The 24,782-nt window shown below is 40.8% G+C and carries 26 protein-coding genes; 17 read left to right on the forward strand and 9 right to left on the reverse strand.

What is annotated here, in order from left to right:
- Position 1: 1 nt before the first annotated feature.
- Genes hutG through hutH form a run of 4 tightly spaced genes read right to left on the reverse strand, consistent with a single transcriptional unit; the run spans position 2 to position 5,834 of the window.
- On the reverse strand, positions 2-991 hold the full coding sequence (hutG, locus tag DCO56_RS00420; protein ID WP_108631817.1) for a formimidoylglutamase: 990 nt from the start codon (positions 989-991) through the stop codon (positions 2-4).
- Positions 991-3,009, reverse strand: coding sequence for a urocanate hydratase (locus DCO56_RS00425; protein WP_108631818.1), 2,019 nt, complete (start codon positions 3,007-3,009; stop codon positions 991-993). The genes hutG and DCO56_RS00425 overlap by 1 nt, the downstream gene beginning before the upstream one ends.
- Positions 3,006-4,259 (reverse strand): imidazolonepropionase, encoded by a 1,254-nt coding sequence (gene hutI, locus DCO56_RS00430; protein ID WP_245935750.1) that lies wholly within the window; start codon positions 4,257-4,259, stop codon positions 3,006-3,008. Before hutI ends, DCO56_RS00425 begins: the two co-directional genes overlap by 4 nt.
- A gap of 12 nt (positions 4,260-4,271) precedes the next feature.
- Positions 4,272-5,834 (reverse strand): histidine ammonia-lyase, encoded by a 1,563-nt coding sequence (hutH, locus tag DCO56_RS00435; RefSeq protein WP_108631820.1) that lies wholly within the window; start codon positions 5,832-5,834, stop codon positions 4,272-4,274.
- 76 nt (positions 5,835-5,910) lie between these two features.
- On the opposite strand from hutH, the gene DCO56_RS00440 reads away from it, so the two are divergent.
- The 6 genes from DCO56_RS00440 to DCO56_RS00465 all read left to right on the forward strand — a co-directional run bounded on the left by DCO56_RS00440 (position 5,911) and on the right by DCO56_RS00465 (position 12,701).
- Positions 5,911-6,825, forward strand: coding sequence for a LysR family transcriptional regulator (locus DCO56_RS00440; RefSeq protein WP_108631821.1), 915 nt, complete (start codon positions 5,911-5,913; stop codon positions 6,823-6,825).
- A 63-nt stretch (positions 6,826-6,888) separates the two neighbouring features.
- Entirely contained in the window at positions 6,889-7,179 is a 291-nt protein-coding gene (locus DCO56_RS00445) for an antibiotic biosynthesis monooxygenase family protein (protein WP_104382017.1), read from the forward strand.
- Positions 7,180-7,287: 108 nt separating this feature from the next.
- Complete coding sequence (locus tag DCO56_RS00450; RefSeq protein WP_108631822.1) at positions 7,288-7,794, forward strand: S-ribosylhomocysteine lyase; 507 nt, start codon at positions 7,288-7,290, stop codon at positions 7,792-7,794.
- Entirely contained in the window at positions 7,795-8,439 is a 645-nt protein-coding gene (locus DCO56_RS00455) for a 5'-methylthioadenosine/S-adenosylhomocysteine nucleosidase family protein (protein WP_108631823.1), read from the forward strand.
- A 264-nt stretch (positions 8,440-8,703) separates the two neighbouring features.
- The gene (locus DCO56_RS00460; protein WP_108631824.1) at positions 8,704-10,890 is read left to right on the forward strand and encodes a bifunctional alpha,alpha-trehalose-phosphate synthase (UDP-forming)/trehalose-phosphatase; all 2,187 of its coding nucleotides are present in this window, start codon (positions 8,704-8,706) and stop codon (positions 10,888-10,890) included.
- Positions 10,887-12,701, forward strand: coding sequence for a glycoside hydrolase family 15 protein (locus tag DCO56_RS00465; protein WP_108631825.1), 1,815 nt, complete (start codon positions 10,887-10,889; stop codon positions 12,699-12,701). The genes DCO56_RS00460 and DCO56_RS00465 overlap by 4 nt, the downstream gene beginning before the upstream one ends.
- A gap of 75 nt (positions 12,702-12,776) precedes the next feature.
- On the opposite strand, the gene DCO56_RS00470 is transcribed toward DCO56_RS00465, so the two are convergent.
- From DCO56_RS00470 to DCO56_RS00480, 3 genes are all read right to left on the reverse strand, one after another.
- Positions 12,777-12,962, reverse strand: coding sequence for a CsbD family protein (locus DCO56_RS00470; protein WP_104382022.1), 186 nt, complete (start codon positions 12,960-12,962; stop codon positions 12,777-12,779).
- A 38-nt stretch (positions 12,963-13,000) separates the two neighbouring features.
- Positions 13,001-13,270, reverse strand: a complete 270-nt coding sequence (locus tag DCO56_RS00475; RefSeq protein WP_108631826.1) for a hypothetical protein — start codon at positions 13,268-13,270, stop codon at positions 13,001-13,003.
- Positions 13,271-13,478: 208 nt separating this feature from the next.
- A complete protein-coding gene (locus DCO56_RS00480) occupies positions 13,479-14,057 on the reverse strand; it encodes a hypothetical protein (RefSeq protein ID WP_108631827.1) in 579 nt (192 codons plus the stop codon).
- 183 nt (positions 14,058-14,240) lie between these two features.
- Between DCO56_RS00480 and DCO56_RS00485 the strand changes: the two genes are divergently transcribed.
- Together DCO56_RS00485 and DCO56_RS00490 are read left to right on the forward strand one after the other, a co-directional pair.
- On the forward strand, positions 14,241-14,588 hold the full coding sequence (locus DCO56_RS00485) for a hypothetical protein (RefSeq protein WP_108631828.1): 348 nt from the start codon (positions 14,241-14,243) through the stop codon (positions 14,586-14,588).
- A gap of 21 nt (positions 14,589-14,609) precedes the next feature.
- Positions 14,610-14,855, forward strand: a complete 246-nt coding sequence (locus DCO56_RS00490; protein WP_108631829.1) for a DUF7218 family protein — start codon at positions 14,610-14,612, stop codon at positions 14,853-14,855.
- Positions 14,856-14,921: 66 nt separating this feature from the next.
- On the opposite strand, the gene DCO56_RS00495 is transcribed toward DCO56_RS00490, so the two are convergent.
- On the reverse strand, positions 14,922-15,167 hold the full coding sequence (locus tag DCO56_RS00495) for a hypothetical protein (RefSeq protein WP_108631830.1): 246 nt from the start codon (positions 15,165-15,167) through the stop codon (positions 14,922-14,924).
- Between the two features lie 402 nt (positions 15,168-15,569).
- Between DCO56_RS00495 and DCO56_RS00500 the strand changes: the two genes are divergently transcribed.
- The 4 genes from DCO56_RS00500 to DCO56_RS00515 all read left to right on the forward strand — a co-directional run bounded on the left by DCO56_RS00500 (position 15,570) and on the right by DCO56_RS00515 (position 18,185).
- Positions 15,570-16,070: an RNA polymerase sigma factor gene (locus DCO56_RS00500; protein WP_108631831.1), complete on the forward strand. Its 501-nt coding sequence runs from the start codon at positions 15,570-15,572 to the stop codon at positions 16,068-16,070.
- A 75-nt stretch (positions 16,071-16,145) separates the two neighbouring features.
- On the forward strand, positions 16,146-16,337 hold the full coding sequence (locus DCO56_RS00505) for a hypothetical protein (RefSeq protein ID WP_108631832.1): 192 nt from the start codon (positions 16,146-16,148) through the stop codon (positions 16,335-16,337).
- A gap of 285 nt (positions 16,338-16,622) precedes the next feature.
- Positions 16,623-17,090 (forward strand): ferritin-like domain-containing protein, encoded by a 468-nt coding sequence (locus DCO56_RS00510; protein ID WP_108631833.1) that lies wholly within the window; start codon positions 16,623-16,625, stop codon positions 17,088-17,090.
- A gap of 129 nt (positions 17,091-17,219) precedes the next feature.
- Positions 17,220-18,185 carry a DNA topoisomerase IB gene (locus tag DCO56_RS00515; RefSeq protein WP_108631834.1) on the forward strand — a complete coding sequence of 322 codons (966 nt, stop codon included), beginning with the start codon at positions 17,220-17,222 and terminating at the stop codon, positions 18,183-18,185.
- Positions 18,186-18,189: 4 nt separating this feature from the next.
- Here the strand turns inward: DCO56_RS00515 and DCO56_RS00520 are convergent, their stop codons facing one another.
- Complete coding sequence (locus DCO56_RS00520) at positions 18,190-19,392, reverse strand: NAD(P)/FAD-dependent oxidoreductase (RefSeq protein ID WP_108631835.1); 1,203 nt, start codon at positions 19,390-19,392, stop codon at positions 18,190-18,192.
- A 198-nt stretch (positions 19,393-19,590) separates the two neighbouring features.
- Here DCO56_RS00520 and ku point away from each other — a divergent pair, with 198 nt between their 5' ends.
- The 5 genes from ku (at position 19,591) to DCO56_RS00540 (ending at position 24,782) form a co-directional block, all read left to right on the forward strand.
- Entirely contained in the window at positions 19,591-20,346 is a 756-nt protein-coding gene (gene ku / locus DCO56_RS00525; RefSeq protein WP_108631836.1) for a non-homologous end joining protein Ku, read from the forward strand.
- Between the two features lie 16 nt (positions 20,347-20,362).
- Positions 20,363-20,515 (forward strand): hypothetical protein, encoded by a 153-nt coding sequence (locus tag DCO56_RS29145; RefSeq protein WP_165306685.1) that lies wholly within the window; start codon positions 20,363-20,365, stop codon positions 20,513-20,515.
- A gap of 135 nt (positions 20,516-20,650) precedes the next feature.
- The gene (locus DCO56_RS00530) at positions 20,651-21,742 is read left to right on the forward strand and encodes a sensor histidine kinase (protein WP_108631837.1); all 1,092 of its coding nucleotides are present in this window, start codon (positions 20,651-20,653) and stop codon (positions 21,740-21,742) included.
- 71 nt (positions 21,743-21,813) lie between these two features.
- A complete protein-coding gene (locus DCO56_RS00535) occupies positions 21,814-22,425 on the forward strand; it encodes a hypothetical protein (RefSeq protein WP_108631838.1) in 612 nt (203 codons plus the stop codon).
- A gap of 182 nt (positions 22,426-22,607) precedes the next feature.
- Complete coding sequence (locus DCO56_RS00540; protein WP_108631839.1) at positions 22,608-24,782, forward strand: GAF domain-containing sensor histidine kinase; 2,175 nt, start codon at positions 22,608-22,610, stop codon at positions 24,780-24,782.

The raw sequence follows: 24,782 nt of genomic DNA on the forward strand, positions 1-24,782 counted from the left end.
CTTAAAACCGTTCTAAAAACTTAAAAATAAGATCTGCTCCTAATTTAGCCGTGCGGGCATCGATATCAAAATAAGGGTTTAATTCAGCAATATCCATCGACCTCAAATTGGGCAGTTCGATGATAGCACTGTACAAATCGAAAAATAATTCATCAGGAACGATACCATTGAAGGCTAGTGCACTTACACCCGGCGCATAGGGCGCTGCAAATGCATCCAGGTCAATGGTCAGGTATACATAGTCCACCTGAAGGGCAAAGTCCCGTATCTGTCTCCGAAGCGCAGCCAGTCTATCCGCGACTAAATCCTTTCGTTCAATAATCTGCGTTTGCTTAGATTTTGCATAGGCAATAAGACCTTTCGTATTGCTGATTTGCTGTATACCAATGGCCAAGTAGTGAAATGATCGCCCCTGGTTGCTGAGGTCTCTTTCGATCTGAAAAAATCCAGTCCCTGAATTCCCCTGTCCTGCGGAAATTTCGCGCATATCCAGATGTGCATCAATGTTAATAATCCCGATCCGATATTTCCTGTCGTTCAAGAAGCGCTTGACTCCAAGATAATGACCGTAGGTTACCTCATGTCCCCCGCCCAAAACAATGGGGAATCCCCCGCCTTTAAGAATGGACGATAGCGCATCTCCAAGAACAGATTGCGAAGACTCCAAATCGTTATCTATTAACAGAATATCACCAGCATCCTTAAGTTTAAGTTCATATGAAAAATGAGCTGGTAAATTTGCAAGTACATTCCTTATTGCACTTGGTCCATCCTTCGCACCTACCCGCCCTTGGTTCCTACCTACCCCTTCATCACTACAAAATCCCAAAAAAACCAGCGATTGACTCACATTGGGGTCAGCGGACAAATCTATACAGTCCATCAACTGATGCCAACGCATCCAGTCTCTTTCTTCGCCGTCAACCCGCCCCTTCCATACGGTCTGGTCTCCACGGACATATAAGTCTTTGTGATTAAATAAAGGATTCATCAGTCTTCATTAAACAATTCATCGATAATATCGTCGTCTACGAGTTGCGCGCGGGTAACCAACAGCGTGCTATTGCTCGCCATCGCATTGTCCAAGGCTTGGTTTGCCTCCTTATTACGGGCCCACGCACGCCTTGCAATACCATTATTTACATCAAAATACAACATTTTCTCCAATTTAACGTCAGCAGCAGCCGAACCGTCAAGCAGCATCCCAAACCCACCGTTGATAACTTCGCCCCATCCAACACCGCCACCATTATGGATAGATACCCAAGTTGCACCTCGAAAACTATTACCTATTACATTATGGATAGCCATATCAGCTGTAAACTGGCTACCGTCGTAGATGTTGCTTGTCTCCCGATAAGGGGAATCCGTCCCGCTGACGTCATGATGGTCACGTCCCAAAACGACCGGGCCTGCCAGGTGTCCTTTTCGGACAGCTTCGTTAAATGCTTTGGCAATCGCGATACGCCCGTTGGAATCTGCATACAGAATACGTGCCTGCGACCCGACAACCAATTTATTCTTGCCCGCCTCCTTGATCCATTGGATATTATCCAACATTTGTTGCTGGATCTCCTTTGGAGCAATGGCCTGAAGGGATGTCAATACATCCATCGCAAGCTGATCTGTCTTTTCCAGATCATTGGCCTCACCGGAGGTACAGACCCAACGAAATGGTCCAAAACCATAATCAAAGCACATTGGCCCCAAAATATCCTGAACATAAGAAGGATATCGGAACCCATCCCCTTCTGTGTCCAATATGGCAGCTCCGGCACGGCTACTTTCCAGCAGAAATGCATTGCCATAGTCAAAGAAATATGTTCCTTTAGCGACGTGCTTATTGATCGCATCCACATGGCGAACCAATGTTGCCTGTACAAATTGTTTGAATTTATCAGGATCAGCAGCCATCAGCGCATTGGATTCGGCAAAAGATAATCCCATCGGATAATATCCGCCGGACCAGGGATTGTGAAGCGAAGTCTGATCCGATCCGACAGTTACAAAGATATGCTCACGGTCAAACGCTTCCCAGACTTCCACGATATTACCAATGTAAGCAAAGGATATTGTCTGTTTTTTGATCATTGCTGCCCGAACCTGCTTCACCAACTGGGCTATATTTTCAACCAGCACATCTACCCACCCCTGCTCGTGTCGTTTTTTAGCTGCCGCGGGGTTAACCTCCGCGCATACAGTTATACAACCTGCTATATTACCTGCTTTCGGTTGGGCACCACTCATTCCCCCCAGCCCTGAGGTTAAAAATACCTTTCCTTGAATGGACTCTCCGGCAGGCAACTGCCGACGGAAAGCATTCATGACAGTAATCGTGGTCCCGTGAACAATTCCCTGTGGCCCAATATACATGTACGAACCAGCTGTCATCTGTCCATACTGTGTGACACCAAGCGCATTATAACGCTCCCAGTCATCCGGCTTGGAGTAATTGGGTATCATCATCCCATTACTGACCACAACGCGGGGAGCATGTTCGGATGATGGAAATAATCCCATAGGATGCCCGCTGTACATGTGTAGGGTCTGTTCATCGGTCATCTGAGACAGATAATGCATTGTAAGCCGATATTGTGCCCAGTTCTGAAAAACAGCGCCATTACCGCCATAGGTAATCAGTTCATGGGGATGTTGGGCAACCGCAGGGTCCAAATTATTCTGAATCATCAGCATAATGGCCGCCGCCTGTTTACTTTTTGCCGGATACGCATCTATTGGCCGCGCATGCATCGCATAGCCTGGTCTAAAACGATACATATAGATCCTGCCGTACTCCTTTAATTCTGTCAAAAACTCCGATGCCAGTTCAGCATGCCATGATTTCGGAAAGTAACGAAGGGCATTCCTCAAGGCCAGTTTTTCTTCTTTTTTCGAAAGAATGTCCTTGCGCCGTGGTGCATGACTTACCATAGCGTCACGTTCTATTTTGGATGGCAGCTGGGAGGGAATGCCCTCTGCAACTACTCGACTAAATGTATTGTCCATCATCGTTCAGTTGAAAATACTTCCTTACCATTTTTCCATACAGCCGAAGGTTCCATACTTCCCTGGTAATAAGTAATATTTTGATAATTATCGGTCTGAAATAAAGTAAAATCCGCACGCATGCCCTTCATTAGCTTACCACGGTCATGTAGATTCAGGGCCTGTGCGGCGCGAAAAGTCAACGCTGATAAAACCTCGGCATTGCTTAGTTTTTCCATTGTAGCTAATATGCAGGCGCTGGTCAGCAATTGGCCGATTGGTGCAGAACCCGGGTTCCAGTCGCTCGCAATCGCCAGACATGCGCCGGCATCCAGCAGTTTTCGTGCCGGAGTGAAAGCACAACCAATGCCAATTGATGCGGCTGGCAATGCTACAGCAACTGTATCAGATTGCGCCAAAAACTTGATTTCAACTGCTGTGGATGCTTCTAAATGATCAGCGGATCGCGCTCCCAGTTCCACAGCAACTTGACTACCGGACGTACTAAACTGATCCGCGTGAACCGTCAGATCAAAGCCCATTTCTTTGGCTCGTTGCAAATATGGCCTGATCGTTTCCGCATCAAATGCTGTCTTTTCGATAAAAGCATCCACGCGATTGGACAATTGTTGTGCTTTCAATTCCGGAAAGAGGGTTGCCTCCATGAGGTCAAGATAATCTTTTGCCGTCCCTTTATAGTCCCTGGGCAGCATATGCGCTGCCAGGCAGGTAGGAATCAAGTCTGCCGCAGCCACTTGATTTGCTTTTTTTATCGCACGCAATATCTTAAGTTCTTCTTCAATCTGAAGCCCATAACCACTTTTAACTTCAATAGTTGTAACCCCCTGTGCCAATAAAAATGCAGCACGGTCAGCAGTAAGCTCCGTCAAATCCTCCTCTGTGCAAGCCCTTGTATGGGTGACAGTGCTCCAAATTCCGCCACCAGCTTCCGCAATTTCAAGATACGAAGAACCGGCATTTCGAAGTGCAAAATCATTTGCCCGCTGTCCCGCATAACTGATATGAGTATGACAGTCAACAAAACCGGGCAGTGCAACCTGATCACCTTCAAGGCGAATAAGAACTGCTTTATCCTGCCATTTTTGGCACAGAAAATCAAAGTCACCGACCTCTTGAACAAGTTCACCTTCGATCAAAATTCCCGCATGTTCAATAACCTGCAGTTTCGCATCCTTTACGGCGCCCTTCAACGGAATATTGTCCATTGTCAATAATTGCCTGAACGGACCTATCAATTTTAAATCTTTTTCCATTTTCATGTAAGGCTAAAATGTTTCAAAACGTTCTACCAGCTCCATCGTTATGGCTTTCTGTGGATTGCTTTGACGGCGTAAGCTAATCAGCTCGCCTGATTTGACCAATTCCAATGCGCTGCTCAACAAAGCTTCCATTGGCTGGTCGGATTCAATATGTGGAATAAACTGGCGTATGCGTTCATGAACGGCTTCCAATGCCGGAGTGGACTGCAGCGGGTGATGATAATCCTTCGCCTGTGCAGCACATAATAGTTCGACGCTCAGGATTTTATCCACATTATCTATGACTTGAAGCAGCTTTCTACCGGAGATAGAGCCCATACTCACATGATCTTCCTGCCCCAGCGATGTCGGTATACTGTCTGCGCTAGCAGGAAAACATAAGCCTTTATTTTCACTTGCAATGGCAGCTGTACTGTACTGGAGAATCATAAAACCAGAATTGAGTCCTGTCGATTTCATCAACAATTTCGGAACCCCATTGGTTTGCCCTTCTAAGGATAAATAAACCCTGCGGTCTGATATATTGCCTATTTCAGAAACTGCGAGCGTAGCATAATCCAAAGGCAAGGCAATGGACTGTCCATGGAAACTACCGCCACTGATCGTCAATTCATCGTTTATAATAACGGGGTTGTCCGTTACCGAATTGATTTCTAATTCGATCGTATCCTTTAGATGAAGCCAGGCATTACGTGAAGCGCCATGCACCTGTGGGATACAACGTAAAGAATAGGGATCCTGAACGCGCGAACAATCTTTATGACTTTCTAAAATAGCCGACCCGTAAAGTAAAGCATGGATATTTGAAGCCACATAACGGTTCCCCGAATGTGGGCGAAGCTCATGCAGTTCGGAAAAGAAGGGTTTTATCGAGCCATTTAAGCCTTCAATCATCAATGCAGCAATGATATCTGCATTTTGAAGTACCCTATTGAATTCACTTACGGCTTTGACGCCATGCGCAGCCATAAATTGTGTCCCATTGATCAATGCCAGCCCCTCTTTAGCCCCCAATTGAACTGGTGCAAGATTATGTTTCGCTAAAATTGCTTCCGTTGCATAAATCTCCCCATTGATGCTAACCTTGCCAAGGCCGATCAAAGGCAGAAAAAGATGGGACAACGGGGCCAGATCACCCGAGGCGCCGACGGAACCCTGCTTGGGAACAACAGGAACGACATCCTGTTCAATATGCCAGATAATACGTTCTATGGTACTGTACTGTACCCCGGAGAAACCCTTTGCCAATGCATGAACTTTCAATATCAACATCACTTTAGCCAGGTCATTAGCGATAGGTTCTCCCATTCCCACAGCATGACTCTTCAGAATATTTTCTTGCAATAACTGCGTTTGATCCGCGTCAATTAAAGTCGTACAGAGCGGACCAAAACCTGTGTTAATGCCATATACAACTTGCCCACGTTCGACAATCTGCCGCACATAAGCGGCACTTCTATCGATATTTGCTTTCACTTCTGCCGAGATCTCTCCCTTAATATCCCCTTTTGCTATTGCTAAAGCAATGGAGCAAGTCAAATGTCCACTGCCGTATAAAAATTTTTCCATCGTTATTAAGCTTTTATCAAATTTAGCCGCTATATTTAATAATTAGAAATACCATTTTTATCATCAATTGATAACCATGAATTATCAGACAGAACTCAGACACCTTCTTTACTTCAAAGTGTTAGCCGAAGAGCTGCATTTCAGAAAAGCTGCGGAAAGGCTATTTATCGCCCAGCCAGGGCTGAGCCGGCAGATCAAGCAGCTGGAGGAGAATTACCGTGTAACGCTATTGGAACGGAACAAACGACATGTATCACTGACCGAAGCAGGCAATTATCTCTTTGAAGAAGTGAAAGAATTGTTTAGGCATTTAGATCAGATTGAGACCCAGCTCCAGAGCTTGGCAAATGGCAGGATCAGCACACTAAAACTGGGGTTCATCGGCTCAGCAGTACAGACAATATTACCACAATTACTGATCAACCTCAAACAAAAACAACCGGATATTGAGCTATCCCTACATGAACTTGCCAATGAAACACAATTGGACCTGATTCAAAAGAAGGAACTTGATTTTGGCTTTGTCCGTCTTTCCGATACGCCCATAGGACTACATAGCCTTCCTATCTATACGGAACATTTTAGCCTTGTATTACCAAAAAACCATCCATTATTAATGCAGAAAAAACCAAATCTGTACGCGCTAAAGAATGAATCGTTTATCCTATTTTCGAAAAATTACAGCCATTCCTATTACGATCTGGTCATGAGTATTTTCCGGGATCATCAGTTTACACCGAAAGTTACCTTGCGTACCGTAAACGCATTAACAATATTTAATATGGTGGCTCAGGGACTGGGTGTCGCCATCGTTCCCGCTTCTTTAAAGAATGGTTATCAGGTTGACGTCTGTTTCCTGGAACTGGACAGCTTGCCCCAACGAACGACGCTTTCCCTGGTCTGGAATGCCGAAAACCGTAACCCCGGAATACCTTTCGTTTTGGATATTATCGCTTCCCAAAGCCCCGAAGCCATTATTGCTGAAACTTAGACTTTTTTTATCGTGGAAATATTTGATATATTTACTTGACTATATATTTTAAAAAAACAAATTATGATTTTAGAAGTAGCCGTACTACAAATTATCGAGGGACAACAGTCTAATTTCGAACGTGATTATAAAACTGCCTGCCAGTATATCAGCGCAAGCAAAGGGTATATTACACATTCGCTCCGCAAATGCATAGAAAAGGATAATCAATACATTCTATTGGTTGAATGGGAAACATTAGAAGACCACACTGTCGGCTTCAGAGAGTCTGACTTGTTTAAAGAATGGGAAAAACTATTGCATCACTATTATGATCCGTTCCCTACCGTAGAACATTATGAAGTGTTAAAATAGCTTTTTTATCCATCTTTTTTCAATAATATCTACTACCTTTGTAGAAATTTTAAATTCAACTTTTAACCCCTGTGAAGCCTACAGCTTTACAGTAATGCACAGAATAAGATGTATACAAAAGAAAAAGCAAAAGTAAATAGTTTCACGGTAGACCACACCAAGTTGAAACAAGGGATATATGCCAAGGCTTCCAATACCAATAACAGCAACATTGAAAGCTACACGACATACGATATCCGCATGATCAGACCGAATTCTCCGGAACGTATGTTGTCTCCGGAGGTGATGCACACTTTGGAGCACTGTTTTGCAACGGAAATTAGGACAATCTTAGGTGACGAAGTGATCTATGTTGGACCAATGGGCTGTTGTACGGGATTTTATGTAGTCTTAGCAGGCACAGACAGAAGCCCTCAAGCAGTTGCCGAATTGATGAAAGAAGTACTCGAAACGATTTTGACAGCGGGTTATGAGGTACCTTTTCAAAATCCGATCAGTTGCGGAAACTACACGTTTATGGATTTCGATTCCTCAAAACAAGCCTGCGTCAATTTCTTACATTTGATCAATGCAGGAGAACTCGCTTTCGAATACCCTTATATTGAAGAAAACTAAATGATCCTTAACAAAGAGATTGAAACAATCATTCTGGTAGCAAATAAAAATGAATTATCTTTTACTACCGACAATAAATCGACCATCATCTATGAAATAGGTGTTGGGAAAGTGAACGCACTCTTATCTGTGGCAACGCTATATGAGGAGATCAAGGCACTGGGTATTACCCCGGTTCTACTCAATGTCGGCACAGTCGGATGTACACGGCACCCAATCGGTCACGTACTGTATCCAAATTACTATGCCCAAGGCGACGCTTATACTGATGGATTCTTTTTGGAAAACACGCTTTTATTAAAGGGTCAGGGTTCAATCGAATCTGTTTCCGGGGCGGAGTTTAATTATGCGGACGCCCTATTGACATCAGATCGTTTTATCAATGTAAATACAGCATTCTATCAAGATATCAAGCACCTGAATCCTTTGGCTTTTGATATGGAAGCTTACGCACTTGCAAATTTTTGTTTTCTCAAAAATCTCTCTTTTCACAGTGTCAAAATTGTTTCTGACAACTGTGATGGTACCGTAAAAGACTGGGAAAGCATTCTTGGTGAAATTTCCGGTCGATTGGGAAAAATATTGGATGAGTTTGTGAATGACCGACTCCACAAAGAAAAAATAAGTATACCTAGTATTTCATAATAGTGAATACACAGAAAAGACTTAAAGCGCTTGCTTTAGGTCTTTTTTTTTACCCTTCCACACCCTATTGAAAGATCAAAACAGGTCAAGATCTGCACTGCATAAATTTCTCATTCCACATCAACGTATAAAATTAAAATCGCGATTATTTGAATTATTCTAAACTATTTCCGGCCATGGCTTGTTCATATAACTAGATTAGGTACCCATCGTTATATTTATTATAACTCTTCTACACTGCAAATAAATCGATCTAATACTTTTATGAAGAATAAAAAGAAAATAATAATTTCAAATAGGCTGCCGATACAAATAGAACGAAAAAAAGACAAACTCATCATCAAACCAAGTACTGGCGGTTTGGCCACCGGCTTGAATTCTGCGTTTGATTCCAGCGAAATCCTCTGGGTAGGCTGGCCGGGAATAGTTCCCAAGGATGATGCTGAAGAGGAGAAAATCACCGAATTGCTCAAACCGATGAACCTGCTGCCAGTTTTCCTTTCAAAAGAAGAAATCCGAAATTTTTATGAGGGTTACTCCAATGAGGTCCTCTGGCCGATCTGCCACTACCAGCCGAGTTATATACACTTTGATCGGGAATACTGGTCCACTTATGTAGCGGTCAATAAAAAATTTTGCGAAACGGCACTATCCATACCGCAATCTCCAGATTTTATTTGGGTACAGGATTACCAGCTTATGCTGCTCCCGCAACTTTTACGTCAGGAAAACAAGGAACTCAATATTGGCTATTTCCATCATATACCTTTTCCTTCAGAAGAGCTTTTTATGAATATCCCACAACGGAAGGAACTGATTGAGGGCCTCTTGGGAGCTGATCTCGTTGGCTTTCATACATTTGCAGATAGTCAAAACTTTCTGAACTCCTGCAAGAAAATATTAAATGTGCCCTGTGGTCACAATCAGCTCAAACACAAAGACAGGCATATATTCATCGAATCTTTTCCAATGGGGATTGACTACGATAAGTTTGTCCATGCCAGCTCCCTTCCGGAGGTAAATGCCATCGCGACGCAATTTCGCAGTCATTTTCCCGATCAGAAAATAATCATATCTGTAGATCGGCTGGATTATAGTAAGGGAATATTAGAAAGATTACGTGCTTTTCTCACTTTCCTGGAAAAATATCCGGAATCACATTCAAAAGTTGTATTGTATATGCTTATTGTTCCTTCCAGAGATAAAGTATCACAGTATAAGAAACTAAAAGATGAAATCAATCGAAAAGTAAGTGAGATAAACTCCATATATGGTAATCTAAGCTGGACTCCGGTACTTTATTTTTATAAATCTCTTCCATTTGAAGAACTTATAGGTCTATATCTGGCATCAGACATTTGTATGGTTACCTCGACGAGGGATGGCATGAATCTCGTGAGTAAGGAATATATTGCCAGCAACACCCGTAGCAACGGGGTATTGATCCTCAGTGAATTTGCGGGTGCTTCAAAGGAGTTGGTCGATGCACTCATCGTCAACCCTTATAATCGGACGGAAACTGCCGACTGCATCTATCAGGCACTTATAATGTCCCCCGAGGAGATTCACGAGCGCTCAGAAGCCAACCGTCAAATTATACAGAAATTTAATGTGCAGCACTGGGTCCGTTTGTTTATCAGCCGCTTGGCGGAAACAAAAGCGATACAACGTGATGAATGGGCACGACGAATTTCCGACAAGGTATTTAGCAGTATTGCCGAACGTTACCGAAAAAGCCACAACAGGCTGTTTTTTTTAGATTACGACGGTACGCTCGTCAAATTTCAAAATCATGCTCAGAAGGCAAGTCCTACCGTCCTCCTATACAATTTGCTGGATAGTATAATCGCTGATCCGCTCAATACGCTCGTCATCATCAGCGGTCGTGCACAGGAAAGTCTTTCCACTTGGTTCGATGGGCGTTCCTATTATTTGGTTGCGGAACATGGAATCTGGTCCAATTTTCCAAATTTCAACTGGGCTTATAAAAAAGGACTAGCCCTCCACTGGATGCCGGAAGTCAAAAAAATCATGGAGAAACTCGCCGACCAAACTCCAGGCGCCTATATAGAAGCCAAACCGTATTCCCTGGCATGGCATTATCGTAAAGTGGAACTTGGACTCGGAGAACTTAAAGCAGCAGAATTGAAAGAAATTTTAAATCCGATGTTGAATGACTATGGGCTGCAGCTTCTCGATGGAAATGCCGTTATTGAAGTAAAAAATACTGAGGTCAACAAAGGAAAGGCGGCATTAGAAATTGCCGGTCATATCAAAGCTGATTTCCTCTTGGCAATCGGAGACGATATCACCGATGAAGATCTTTTTAAGTATTTACCACAATCAACTATCAGTATCAAAGTGGGCAGTAATAAATCCGCAGCAAAATATTATTTAGATCAACAGGAAGATGTACTTCAATTTTTAAATCAACTTATTATAAAACAATGAAGGAAAATACAACAGTAGACAGACATATTTATCAAACCGGTATCATCGGCAATTGTTCTTATATTGCTCATGTAGGCATCGACAGTAACATATCTTGGTTATGTTGGCCGTCCTTCGAAGATAGTTTTATATTTGGCGGTCTATTGGATAAAAGTCAGGGAGGGCGTTTTATCATAAAGCCAGAAGAGGATATTGTTGAAACCAAACAATATTATATCAAAAACTCCAATATACTCTGCACAGAAGTCCATACCGAATCCTTTGCTTATCGCATTACGGATTTTGCGCCGCGGTTTGAACAATTTGGACGCTATTTTAAACCTCTGATGTTAATCCGCAAAATAGAACCGCTAAGAGGCGCCCCAAGCGTCAATATCCAATGCCAGCCGACTGGAAACTACGGTCGGAATACCTTAAAACCTACGCGGGGAAGCAACCATATTCTGTATAGTAGCGCTGAAATTGGCGAACGGATACGCTTGACGACAGACGTGCCCATCTCCCATTTTTTTCAGGATGACAATTGGACGATTATTAATGAAAACAAATATCTTATATTGACCTATGATGCAGCTTTCGAATCTGCCATTGCAGGTACCTGTGAGGATTTCCTTCAAAAAACATTGGGGTACTGGCAACGCTGGATAAAACATTGCAGTATTCCAAATATCTACCAAAAAGAAGTGATCCGTTCGGCATTGGTGCTCAAATTGCACCAATATGAAGATACGGGTGCAATTATCGCCGCTTCGACCACGAGTCTCCCCGAATTTCCAGGCTCCGGAAGAAATTGGGACTATCGCTACTGTTGGGTACGCGACAGCTATTATGTCTTGACCGCATTGACACATATTGGTCAATTTGAAGAAATGGAAAGCTTTGCGAATTATATCGCCGGCATTACGCATCATAACCCAGGAAGGCTGCAACCCTTATATGGTATACTCGGAAATTCGGAACTCACCGAACACATCCTTCCCTATTTAGATGGCTATCAAGACAGTGGTCCGGTCCGTATTGGCAATCAAGCGTTTGAACATATCCAAAACGATGTATATGGCCAAGCCATGATTGCCCTACTCCCCTTATTTACAGATCAACGCTTTAAAATCCACGAGAACAAAAATGTATTGGGTTGGGTAAATTTTATTCTGGAAAAAATTGAGGCAACCATAGATGAGAAAGACGCCGGAATATGGGAGTTCCGAAATTTTGCCAACCATCATTGTTATTCCAATCTTTTCCAATGGGTAGGCTGTAAAGCGGCGCTACTTATCGCCCGTCAAAACGGCTATCAGGATATGGAACAGCGCGCAACTGTACTCCTCGAAAAAGCGGCCGCATATATCGAGGCCTGTTATGACGAAGAAAGAAAGGTGTACCAAAATGCTTTGGATAGCAAAAATTTAGATGCCAGTACCCTGCAATTAATTGTCATGGATTACTTAAATCCTAAATCCACACGCGCACGGCAACATCTTGAAGCGCTGGAGAAAGAACTTAAAGGGGAAAATGGACTCTTTTACCGTTACAAACACCAAGATGATTTCGGTAAACCCAAGTCTACTTTTTTAGTTTGCGCATTTTGGTATGTAGAAGCGCTAGCTTGCGTGGGAAGAGTCGAAGAAGCAAAAGAAATTCTGGAAAAATTGCTTACTTATAGTAATCATCTGGGACTGTTTAGCGAAGATGTCACTGAAAATAATGGCAGCCAATGGGGTAATTTTCCACAGGCCTATAGTCATGTAGGCTTAATGAATGCGGTGTATCGACTCGCCATTAAATTGGACAAACCAATCTTCTCATTATAAAAAACAAAAATGCGGTCAATAACTAATTGACCGCATTTCTTCTCATATGTAAGTTTAAAACGTAAAATCAAACGCTTACATTTTATCTAACCAATCTTCCACTTCCTCTTTTGTCTTTCCGGTTTTCTGCTGCAACTTACCTAACAACTCATCTTCCTTGCCCTCTGCATATAACAAATCATCGTCGGTCAAATCAGCATATTGTTGCTTTACTTTACCTTTTAACTCGTTCCAACGTCCTTTCCATGTTAAATTACTCATAATACTCCTTTTTAGTTCAAAAATGAATTGATATATATTTATATTAAGTTTTCTTTATATTCATTGAAATGATCACAAATTTCATCCATCCCAATACTCTTTCCCATTAAATCAATAAAACGATTCTTATAGAGTGAAAATATATACAGACCTGTCGCAATATTCCCGATAACGAATATACCTTCAAGTTCATTGCTCCTGACAATCTTATCTTTTAGATGACACTCTTTTAGCAAAGGAATAGTATACGAAGACCATTTCCCCATTCGATCCTTAAGGACCAATCCGATATCATTTGTTCTAGCCATTGTTTTTTATCCTTTCTGATCTGTATATAGAACAGTAGTCAGCGATTAAATGTTTCAAAGTTTGACTGGCTACTGGCAGAACAAGTGTTTTATGCCGAAGACAGGTATTTATACGTCGGTGTTTGGTATGCATCCAGCAACTTACAAAAAAAGTTTCCACCCCAACTGGGGTGGAAACGTACTGTTAAGATTGCTAGTTATATTGATTTTATCTTTTTCCCGGTAAATAGATCTGGAAGCCCACGCCTACCCCGAGACCGCTTGCACCACTGCCGGTATTGATACTGGCTTTGCTATAGTTATAGCCAAACGTTGCTTCCAAAGCCACCGTTCGCGTGATAAAATGGGCATACCCAACATTTGCTCCTACGGCCAAAGAAGCACTTTTGCCGATGGAACTTCCGGAAATACCAATATCACCTTGTCCGAAAAAACGGCCTGTAGACGATCCAGCGTTTGGAAAATAATAACGTACAAATGGTGCTATACCATAGGTCCATTCGTTATCTTCGTCCTTTTTTGTATGTAATCCTAGGTTTGCCTGAGCACCTATTGCCAGCCCGTCAGATACAAAATAACCAGCACGTGGCTGGAGTGCTGCATTAAATGATTTTCCTTCAAAACTATAGCCCAGACTTCCGATTGAACCACCTACCATCCAATTGCCCTGACGAATAGGCTCAATACCAACTTCTGATGCCATCTGCGGTGTGGTTTCAATCTTCTGTGCATTTGCCTGTAAACAAATGCCGCCTGTAACGAATAAAAGTAGTGCAAATTTTCTCATAGTATCTTTTTTAATAAATTACTTTAATTTAATAACAAGATGCATGATTGAAAAGTTTTGTATTTATTATTAATTTCATTTTTGATGTAGAAACAATCTTATCCATATAATAACAAACCTATTTCACATAAACACAACCATTCGAATCCGGTAATTGTTCTTTTTAAAAAAGGAAATAGAAATATGAGAACAACAATTCATTTTCGTAGTGGTATGCCATTAAAGTTCGAAGATGCTTTCTTGCTTTTGAACGAGATAGACCCTATCGGTAATAATCCGGGCACAGATAAAGGCATACCAGTCCGTAGACCTCCTAGAGTTCCTGACCTGGAAGAGGTGACACCTGACAAATACTATCCGGAAAACGCGGAAGGCCCGGATCCCACAGAGGAAGAACAACGCGACAGAGATGATCTGGACCACATAGATCCGGACCACGAAAAACATCCGGAGAAGCCGGATCATAAAGAGGAGGATATCTATCCTCCCGATTCAGATCAGGAGGAGGACGTCGAGGAAAAAGGCTTATAATCAAAAACTAGAAGAAACGTTATGACTAAAAATCATGGTAAACAGATCAAAGATGACGCGAAATATGAAGCTTTGCGCCGTGAAGGTTACAGTAAAGAAAAATCTGCCCGCATAGCCAATACGCCCGACTCGGGAAAAAAAGGCGGAAAAAGCACAGCGCTGGATGAAAGAAGTAAAACAGAATTACTTGCGGAAGCCAAGAAAATCGGAATAAAAGGCCGTCATAAAATGACTAAGGAGAGCCTGATCAAAGCGATTCGCGCCTAATAAAAAACTCCCTACGTAACGGGAGTTTTTTATTAGTGGGTTCTGTTGAGTCGCCGATGGCAAAACTTAATGTTTGACATGCATTGAACTATCCTTTTGAGCAGAGTCCAGTAAGGTTGTATCTTTCTGCATACTCATCTTCTGTTGCTCACTTAAGTTATACCTTGTTTCATCGGCATTACTTGGAGTTATATTATCTGATTGTTCACTTCCCTCCGTATTATCTCTCGGAGAATTTTTACAGGAAAACAATGTTGTGCTACATAGTAGCCCGATTCCAATAATAACCATTAATTTTTTTACCTCTTTCATATGTAATTTATTTTATGTGCTGATTCTTAATAAAGGAACCCCCTTCATTAAACTTTAGTTCAATAAAATTGAAAAACTGTCCGGGTTGCCCCAAAACCTGGACAGTAGGGGGTATTAAATAACAGTGACCTATATCCGTAATTAAAACATTTATTAAGGAAATAAATACCCGTTTGAGGGGCCACAAAAAGAGCGTAAATCCATTTTATTGGTATACTATTTTTTGAATAAACCGTCTTTTTTTGTAGCTGATAAGCTACAATGTATAAAATTTCCGGTATACGTATTTTCCGCATTTAGCTGTTTAAACAAGGGTATACATTCCAATTTTGGCAAAAATTAGCACTCTAATTGCACCGATATGTTCGGAAAATCAATCAATTTAAATAAACGATAGATATCATGAACAATTCCAATTTAAACTTGCTATTCGAAGAAAAAAGAAGTCTATTAAAACATTTCGCAGGAAAATTTACTACTGATCCTGACGAAAAGGAGGATTTGATTCAAGAAACACTTATTCGTGCATTGAAGTCGATCGATGACTTTATTAAGCATCCCAAATTAATGTCGTGGCTGTATGTTATTATGAAGAATGTCTATATTAACCAATATCGCAAAGCCAAAAGAACCAGTGATATCCATGAGACCTATATAGGTTTGGAAGCATACAATACGACAGAAGCGAATAAAGGTGAGAATAAATTCGTATCGGATGATATTGAGAAGGCCATGTGCGGTCTTTCCGAAGACAACTATCAGATCTTCCAGTTATTTTTGGAGGGTTACAAATATCATGAAATCGCGTCTTATTTTGGGATGCCGGAAGGAACCATAAAGACGAGAATTCATATGACTCGCAAGAAACTGCAAAAACAGTTAAAAGTATATCGAATCCAATAAAACCAAAAGTTCTTTTGAATGTTAACATAGTAGAGTTTTTCACATTAATTTGACAATACATTAAAAAACAGCTATATGAAATCTAAAAAAACGGCATTCAATCAGCAGTATTTACCGATTTTGCTGATTATTTGTGGCGGTCCTATAGGCAAAGGAAATAACAAAACGATCGTTCAACCAGAGGCGGCCAGCTCTATAAACAAAAAACAAACCAAGAGCAACCTGGAAGAGGAAAAGAAACCTTCCTACTCAGGTAAAACAAAATAAGATCTGCATCAGCTAAAAAGAGACCGCTTTATCTGAATAATGCGGTCTCTTTTTAGCTGAATGTTTCGATAAATCAACGAGTCATGACAAGCGGACTTCTATTCTCTTCTGTTTTGCCAGACAATTTTACCTTCGAGCAGCATTGCAGGGTGTATCTTTTTTTAAAGGCATCCTGGAAGTTACCAGAGGGTAAAAATACGCATACTGCTATTTTTTTCAACGGAACAGCTCCGGCATAAGTTCTTAGATTGAAATTAAATCAGATATCTTAAAACGCTAAAATAAATGGAAACGATAACAATAAATGATAGCACATTGATCAATGATCTCATACAGATCAACAATGATCGCATCGCCGGGTATAAGAAAGCAATTGAGATTGCCGACCGTCTTCATATCGACACCTTAAACCCTATTTTCGTTGATTATATGAATCAATCCGAACTATTTATTGAAGAGCTTAAGCCTTATCTGGAACAGCACGCCAAAGCAGCTACCGATGGTACAATGATCAGCGGTAAGCTTTTCAGAATATGGATGGACATTAAATCTGCCGTCTCTGGCAATGACCAAAAAAGTCTGCTTTCAAGTTGTGAACAGGGGGAAGATGCTTTTACAAAGACCTATAAAGATGTTGTTGACAATCAAGATTGGGAAATCACGCACGACCTCCTCCTGCTGATCGAAAAACAGCTGGCCATACAATTGGAAGCACACGAATACATCAAAACACTAAGGGATAAAGGATTATAATCACCTATCGTCCAAATTAACCATAAAGAGATCCTTATTTGTCGATAATGAGGATCTTTTTATTATTCAACGGCATATTATTATTCAACGGCATAAGTTCAACAATTGTTATCTAAATAAAGCGTCTATATGAAGATCAAAAATAAACAAGGCTATACAAGGCGAAAGATTAGAAAAACCTTTAAATATTTTGATAACTCAGGCCAAGAAATTACGGATCCAAAGATATTGGAAAGGATACATCATTTGGTCATTCCGCCAAATTGGAAAGATGTCTGGATTGCAAAGAGTGCAAGAAATGATCTCCAGGCCTATGGTTTTGACCAGAAGGACCGCAAACAATATATCTATCATCCAAAATTTGTCCATCAAAAACAAACCGATAAATTTAGACATGTGCTCTATATGGGTCAGTACCTTCAGGATCTTAGAAAAATAAGCTCCCGACATTTGAAACATAGGGACTGGACGATGGAAAAATTATGTGCAATTGCTTTTAAAATAATGGATAGTACGCTTATACGAATTGGCAATAAGCGTTATACACTGGAAAACAAGTCGTATGGTCTCAGCACCCTTGAAAAACGGCATGTCAAGATAACGGACAATACCATCACATTCGCTTACAAAGGAAAAAAAGGTGTTTTCCAGGAAAAGACCTGGCGAGACAAACTACAGGCAAAATTACTTGGCGAGCTGCTCCAGCTAAAAGGAAAAAACCTATTTCAGCTCGATAAAAAAATAGGCAAAAGCAATTTTTGCGGACGCACTTTTAATGCCTATCTGCGTAATCATTGTCCAGGACAGATCACCTGTAAAGATATCCGTATCTGGGGAGCCAGCAGAGAAGCGTTCGATCTATTATCCCGATCAAAACAGGGAGATGATCTAAACACGCGAAAAAAACAACTAAATGAGGTAATAAAGACGGTCGCCAAACAATTGGGCAATACCAAAACTGTATCACAAAATTATTATATCCATCCGGTTATACAACAGGTATATATGGAAGGAAAATTCCCTTTCATCAAAGAAAAATTGACAGGGAGTAAGCTCGAATATAAACTATTTCGCTTTCTGTTAAAATATAGCTAAACCCTTAACGTCCAAACCTGAACCACTCGGACAGGGGATGTTTCTTATTTTCCAACCAATGGGCGACCATTTCCATTGCAGTGACCGAAAATGTAATTCCATTGCCCCCAAAGCCACAAACGAAATAGGTGTTTTTAAATTGCTTATGTTCACCGATATAGGGTAAACCGTCTTTGGTCACGCCAAAGGTTCCGGCCCAGCTAAAATCTGTGAAAAAAGGCCTATTGAAAATTTTGTGAAAAGATCTTTCCAACTTATCGGTCTTTTTAGCGATCAATGCATCACGCTTTTGCGGGTTACGAAATTCCTCATCTTCGCCACCGATCAAAAATCGACCATCATCGGTCGTCCGCATGTAAAGATAAGGATCGGAAGTATTCCAGATCAATAAGTCTTTATATCGCTGATAAAGAGACGGATTCACTTCGGATACGATGGCAAAAGTGCTGAGTAAGTCCACAAATTTTTCTGGGATTACCCCTACTGTCTCATAACCGATGCAATAAATTATTTTTTTTGCGCGGATCGTTGCACCTGTAGATACCTCTGCCGTATGGCTGCGCAGATTGCTTTTTACAGAAATAAGCGCTGTCTTGTCAAAAACTTCCAATCCATGCCTGACATTGTGGGTCAGCAGTTCGTGCGCAAAACAAAAGGCATCTATACTAGCCCCTTGTTCGGAGAGTATTCCGCCGTAGGCTTTGTCGAGATGGTATCTGGTTTTGATTTCATCCTCGTCAAGCCATTTAACTTTAAACCCAGCAGCTTTCCGGGCATCAAATTCTTGTTTTAGCCAAGTAATATCCTTTTTGCGCGAAGCATAATATAATGAATCCTTTGTCCGAAAACCAGCTTTGGATCCGATCTTGCGTGAAAGCAATCCGATATTGTCTATTGCTTTACTACAAGCTTCATAACTGGCTATGGCACCTTCCTCGCCTATTAATTCCATTAATTGATAGAGCGGGGTGTCGATCTCGTATTGCAACATAGATGTTGTCGCCGCCGAACTCCCATTAACGATTTCCCGCTTGTCAATCAGCACGCATTTCTTTCCCATTGATATACACTGGTGAGCAATTAGCGCGCCGGTGATTCCGCCGCCAACAATTAAAACGTCGCAGACCTTGTCCTCACGCAAGGCGGGATAAGTTGCCAGGAGTCCATTTTTTATTAACCAGAAAGGTTCGTTTGATTTTAAATCCATATTGTGAGATAAGCAATGCCCATATAACCAATTTCAGAAAGAAAAGTTTGAATTACTTCGTCGGGCGTGGAAAGGGAAAGAACAAACGCACTATTTTTTTAGAATGGCCCAAACTATTTCAACTTAGTAGCGGTTATCTCTTGAGAATAATCGTAATTACGCAATCTGGCTATCAGATAGCGATAAAAATAACATACTATGCGAGCCATTTGGACAGGAGCAATCGGATTTGGTTTGGTAAACATCCCGATAAAACTATATAGCGCAACAGAAAGCAGCAGCCTTGATCTCGATATGCTAGATCGGAAAGATTTAGCCAATATTAAATTCAAACGCATCAATGAACAAACGGGCAAAGAGGTGAAATGGGATAATATTGTCAAGGGATATTTTATGAAAGATCATTATGTGGTATTGGAAGATGCTGATTTTGAAGATGCCAGTCCGGAAAAATCAAAACTCGTCAATTTACATGCATTCGTCAAATTGGCAGATATCGACAGCATCTATTTTGAGACACCCTACTATCTTGAACCCCAAAAAGGTGGTGAAAAAGCGTATCAACTGTTATTAAAAGCTCTGGATAAAACAAAAACAGCCGGACTTGGCGCTTTTGTCATGCGTAATGTAGAGCACCTTGCCATCATAAAACCGTATCAAAATGTTTTGGTTTTGAACAAAATCCGTTATCAGCAGGAAATAAGAAGCCTTGATGAACTGAAGCTGCCTGCTGAAGTCAAAATACAAAAAGTAGAAATGGATATGGCCACGCAACTTATTCAACAGCATAGTCAGGCTTTTGATCTAAGCAACTATAAAAATGAATATAGTGAGGAGCTGTTAAAGATTATCAAACAAAAAGATAAAGGTAAGCGGCCTACAATAAGAAAAATAAAGGTTGAAAATACAAAGGCCAATGACCTGATCGCCAAACTAAGAGCAAGTTTAGGTTAACTAAAAAATTTATTCAATGATACGTAAACTCAAATCAGGAAAATACCGAATTTACGCTAAGCATCCAGATAAAGAGACCAACAAGCGAAAAAACCTGGGCACTTTTGACAGTCTGGAAGCCGCTAAGAAACATGAACGGGAGATACAATATTTTAAACGTACTAAATAGTATTTTTGTTCAGTTTTGTCAGGTAAAAAATGTTTTGTCTGCAACAAATGGAACTGGAAAATATACATTCAGTAAAATTATTTTATTTTAGCATACCGGAGCTATTTCCACCAATTAATTGCTACACACATTGATATGATAGTTAACGAACAAGTTTCCATATTAGCTGTTCTTGATCACTCACCTCTTGCCACCGCGGTTTACAATAGCCCTTATCTTCATATTGCCTATGCAAACCAGGCCATGTTGGATATGTGGTGTACAGATCGCACGATTCTGGGCAAGACATTCTGCGCCTGTTTTCCGGGTTTCAAGCAGGAAGGCTTTTCTTCGATTCTCAAAAAAGTATGGAATACAGGGATTACCTATCAGGCAACGGATACACCCGCAGATATTATCGATGGTAGTACAAAAACGACCCGTTACTTCGATTTTGAATATAAAGCACTTGTGGACGAAGCTGGGAATACTTATGCTATTTTGCATACGGCGCATGACGTCACCGCACGCAAGCTGGTTTATAATCAGATAAAAAAACAAGAGGAAGAAATCTCATTTAGCCACCAATTGGATTTACTGGCCAATACCTTATCACATGATCTAAAAAATCCCTTAGCCGTCCTGAAGATGGGCAATGATTTCTTGATGCGAAATCCGGATATAGACCCCGAGAGGAGCCAACAATGGAATAACAATATTGCAAATTCAATTCAAAATATTGAGGCCATTATAAATCAAACCCTACAGGTCAGTAAAGCACGTACAGATACGCATCTTGCAGAGCATATTGCCATGGATCGAACGATACATAATTGCCTGTCCGAAGTAAAACTACTCTATCCGCAATTGACCCTGTCATTTCGCTTAGGTCATCTCTATCCTTTACATGCCAATCGCACCATGGTCTATCAGATCTTTATGAATTTGATTGCAAATGCCGTAAAATATGCCAAGAAATCCTCACTTGATTACTTACACATTTACAGCGAACAGACAGATAAGGGGATCGTGTATTTTCTGGAGGACAATGGGATTGGTATCCCCGAAGATGAACTAAGCCGGGTATTTCTTGCCCATGAACGCGCGAGTAACAGCACGCATATGGCCGGCTCAGGCATTGGTTTATCTTTGGTAAAGCAATTGATCGAAAGATTGGGCGGTTCCATCAACCTTTCAAGCCAATTAAAGAAAGGCACCATTGTCCGTTTATTTTTTCCCTATCCTTAGCCTACCCATCAGTGATTCACTATTTTCATTCAAACCATAATAGACCGAACACTGTTCTTAATTAAAAAGGCATGAAAAATATTATTCCTGAACAGAAAGAAGGAAAGAAGCTTGATTGCTTTGAGTCAGTTGATTTTGAAAGTGCTGCAATGGCCGACTTGGCCTTTGAGACTATATGCGCTTATCTCTTGGATGTAAATTACTGGTATGACCTTGCAAAAATCCCCGCCACGACTTTTCAGTTGACCGACAGCAACGGTTTTCCGATAGACCGTCCGCTGGCGCTACATGACTACATCAGACTGAATATTCCCGGCCCCGGCCTGCCTAGCAGTGAGGGCTATGACTGGGTAAATGTAGTCAATATTACCCAAGATGTAACGAGTGAATTTAAGCTACTTGCTTTGACCCTAAAACCCTGTCCTGATCCAAAACATCCCGATAACAAAGATACAGCCCATTTTTTTGAAGGGATCTCCTCTTCTACCTTCCTTGTAGAACAACGACGCAACAGCATATTAATTCAATATGCTGGGCGTAATGAAATCATTAACGTGGAAAATCATAGCCTAGGTGACAATATCAGGAACTTAATTATTGGGTTGGCGGCGAAAATTGGGGCCTCTTATCCGCAATGGAAACTCCTCGTTAAAGGTCTTGCAGATCGAATACGTCCTGAATAGACTATAAATTGGAGCAACGATGAACAAGCAAACAAAATAATATAATTATTTTTTTAAGAAAATAAATTCAAATAAAGAAATTTAACCAATAAAAATATCCTATTAATCACCAATAGACAATCCACTTGTATCAATTTTTTTCGTATATTTAGGCATATATCTTAAGGAGTTTTTGGGTTACTATGAACACTGATTTTCAATCTAACAATCAAAATGCGATCAAACTTCAGCATTTTGGCAGTCTTGTTGTTTTGGATGAACAATATACTATTGTAGCTCTGAGCGAATTCGCAGCTGAAAAAGCCAATCTGCCTACTGACGTTCTATTACGCACGAATTTTTTCGAAAGTTTTGCCAAGGCTTTTGGTGATGCTATCCAAAAGATCGCAAATGTGCTGAGTGAATTGCGTGAAAATAGTCAGTCACGTCATATCCTGCCCATAAAGGTATTCCAGGAACGTATCTATTTCAAAATCAAACTATACCAAGGTCACTTTTATATTGAATGGGAACGACAACATAAAAAATATATTTCTGCAAAAAAAATAAACGAATTTAACTTTTTACTCGACACAATCCAACCTAATAACTGGGATAGGGTTTGCTTAGCAATCAATAGATTACTAAATTACGATCGTGTTTTTGTCCTTCAGATTCAGGAAACCGGATATAGTGAGGTGATCGCCGAACATACCGCTGAAGGTAAACCTTATTTCAAGGGAAAAGAGTTTTCCAGAGATTTCATGCCCCAAGAAGCGATGGAATATTACAGCAGCTATTCGTATCGTTATGTTCCCAACATCAAAAAAGTTGATCAGCATTTTGTGTATATGGAAGATAGCATAGACACACTCTCCAGCCTTTTGCGCCCGCTTCCTCAACTGCATCATCTTTTTCTCGAAAAGATCAACGTCCAGAGCGCATTGTTTTTCCGTATTTGTATAGATAATGAATTCTGGGGACTTGTGGTGGCTCAAGATGCCCATGAAAAAGAGGTGGATCTGCAACAACGGAAACTGTGTACTTTTGCCATCCAGGCTGCAACCAATAAGTATGAAAGCCACGTAAAACAAAATCTGCTCGAAAGAACAGAACTTCTTAATTCGGCAGAAAAAGAGCTTAAAAAAAGTCTGTCCGAGAACAAAATGGTTAACTGCGCATTAGTCCAGCACATAGATACGCTCACCCAACTGGTCAACGCAGATGGTCTTTCCATTTTTAATCAGGGCGATGTCTTCAACCACCGCCATACACCGCATAAATCACTGTTTTATGAAATCATTCAATTTCTCCAACAACATAGTGATAAAGCATTGTTTAAGGATTACAACTTTAGATTAAATCACCAGCATCATTTCAAAGAAAAATTAAATTTTGCAGGACTGATGTATCTCAAAGTTGGCCTCGAAAATGATTATTATCTTGTATGGTTCAGAAAAGCAAGTCAAAGTCGTGTGATGCAAATTGGACAGGTCGAAAAAGCTTCTAAAGAACCCGGGAAACTAAAAATTTGGGAAGATGTTCGTTATGATGTCGCCAAACCTTGGAACGATGCAGAAATCAATTTTGTCTTGCGTCTCAATGAGATTATTAAAGAATCCATATTCAGAAAACTTAAAGAAAGACAATTACTTAATGAAGAACTTCTGAGTCTGAACAATGAATTGGAAATGTTTACCTATACGCTATCCCATGACCTGAAAAATCCCTTGTCAATTCTAAAAATGGGCATTCAATTTCTACAACAGCATTCCGACAATATTGATCTTTCCAAAACCAACAAATGGTATCAGAATTTCAGCAGAAGTGTCTCTAATATTGAGGATATCATCAACAATATGGTACAATTAAGTCAACATCGGGCAAGCGTTCTGGACAAAGAGCCGCTTCCTATGGCTTACACACTACAACGTATCTTTCAGGAAAATAAAACATTGTATGATGCAGCAGACTGTAAGCCCCATTTTGGGCAATTGCTACCAATATGGGGAGAAAAAAGCGCTGTTTATCAGATATTTACCAACCTTATTGTAAATGCCATTAAATATTCTTCTCAGTCCGACAAACCTACGATCAACATTGAGAGTAGCACCAAGGATGATATGATCTATTATTGCATCAAGGATAACGGCATAGGCATCCCTGAAGAACATCTACCACATATCTATGAAATGTTTACCCGGGCAGATAATGTCGGTGGGATTCCCGGAACGGGGATCGGCTTATCACTTGTCAAGCGTGTCATGGAGCGTCTTGGAGGAAGCATTAAAGTCGAATCCAAGGTTGGTGTCGGGACAACAGTTCACCTTTATTTTCCTATTGTTGCACCTTTTCCGGATCATATGCTCAACGATTGA

The organism is Sphingobacterium athyrii (assembly GCF_003071065.1).
GTDB classification, from domain to species: Bacteria; Bacteroidota; Bacteroidia; order Sphingobacteriales; family Sphingobacteriaceae; genus Sphingobacterium; species Sphingobacterium athyrii.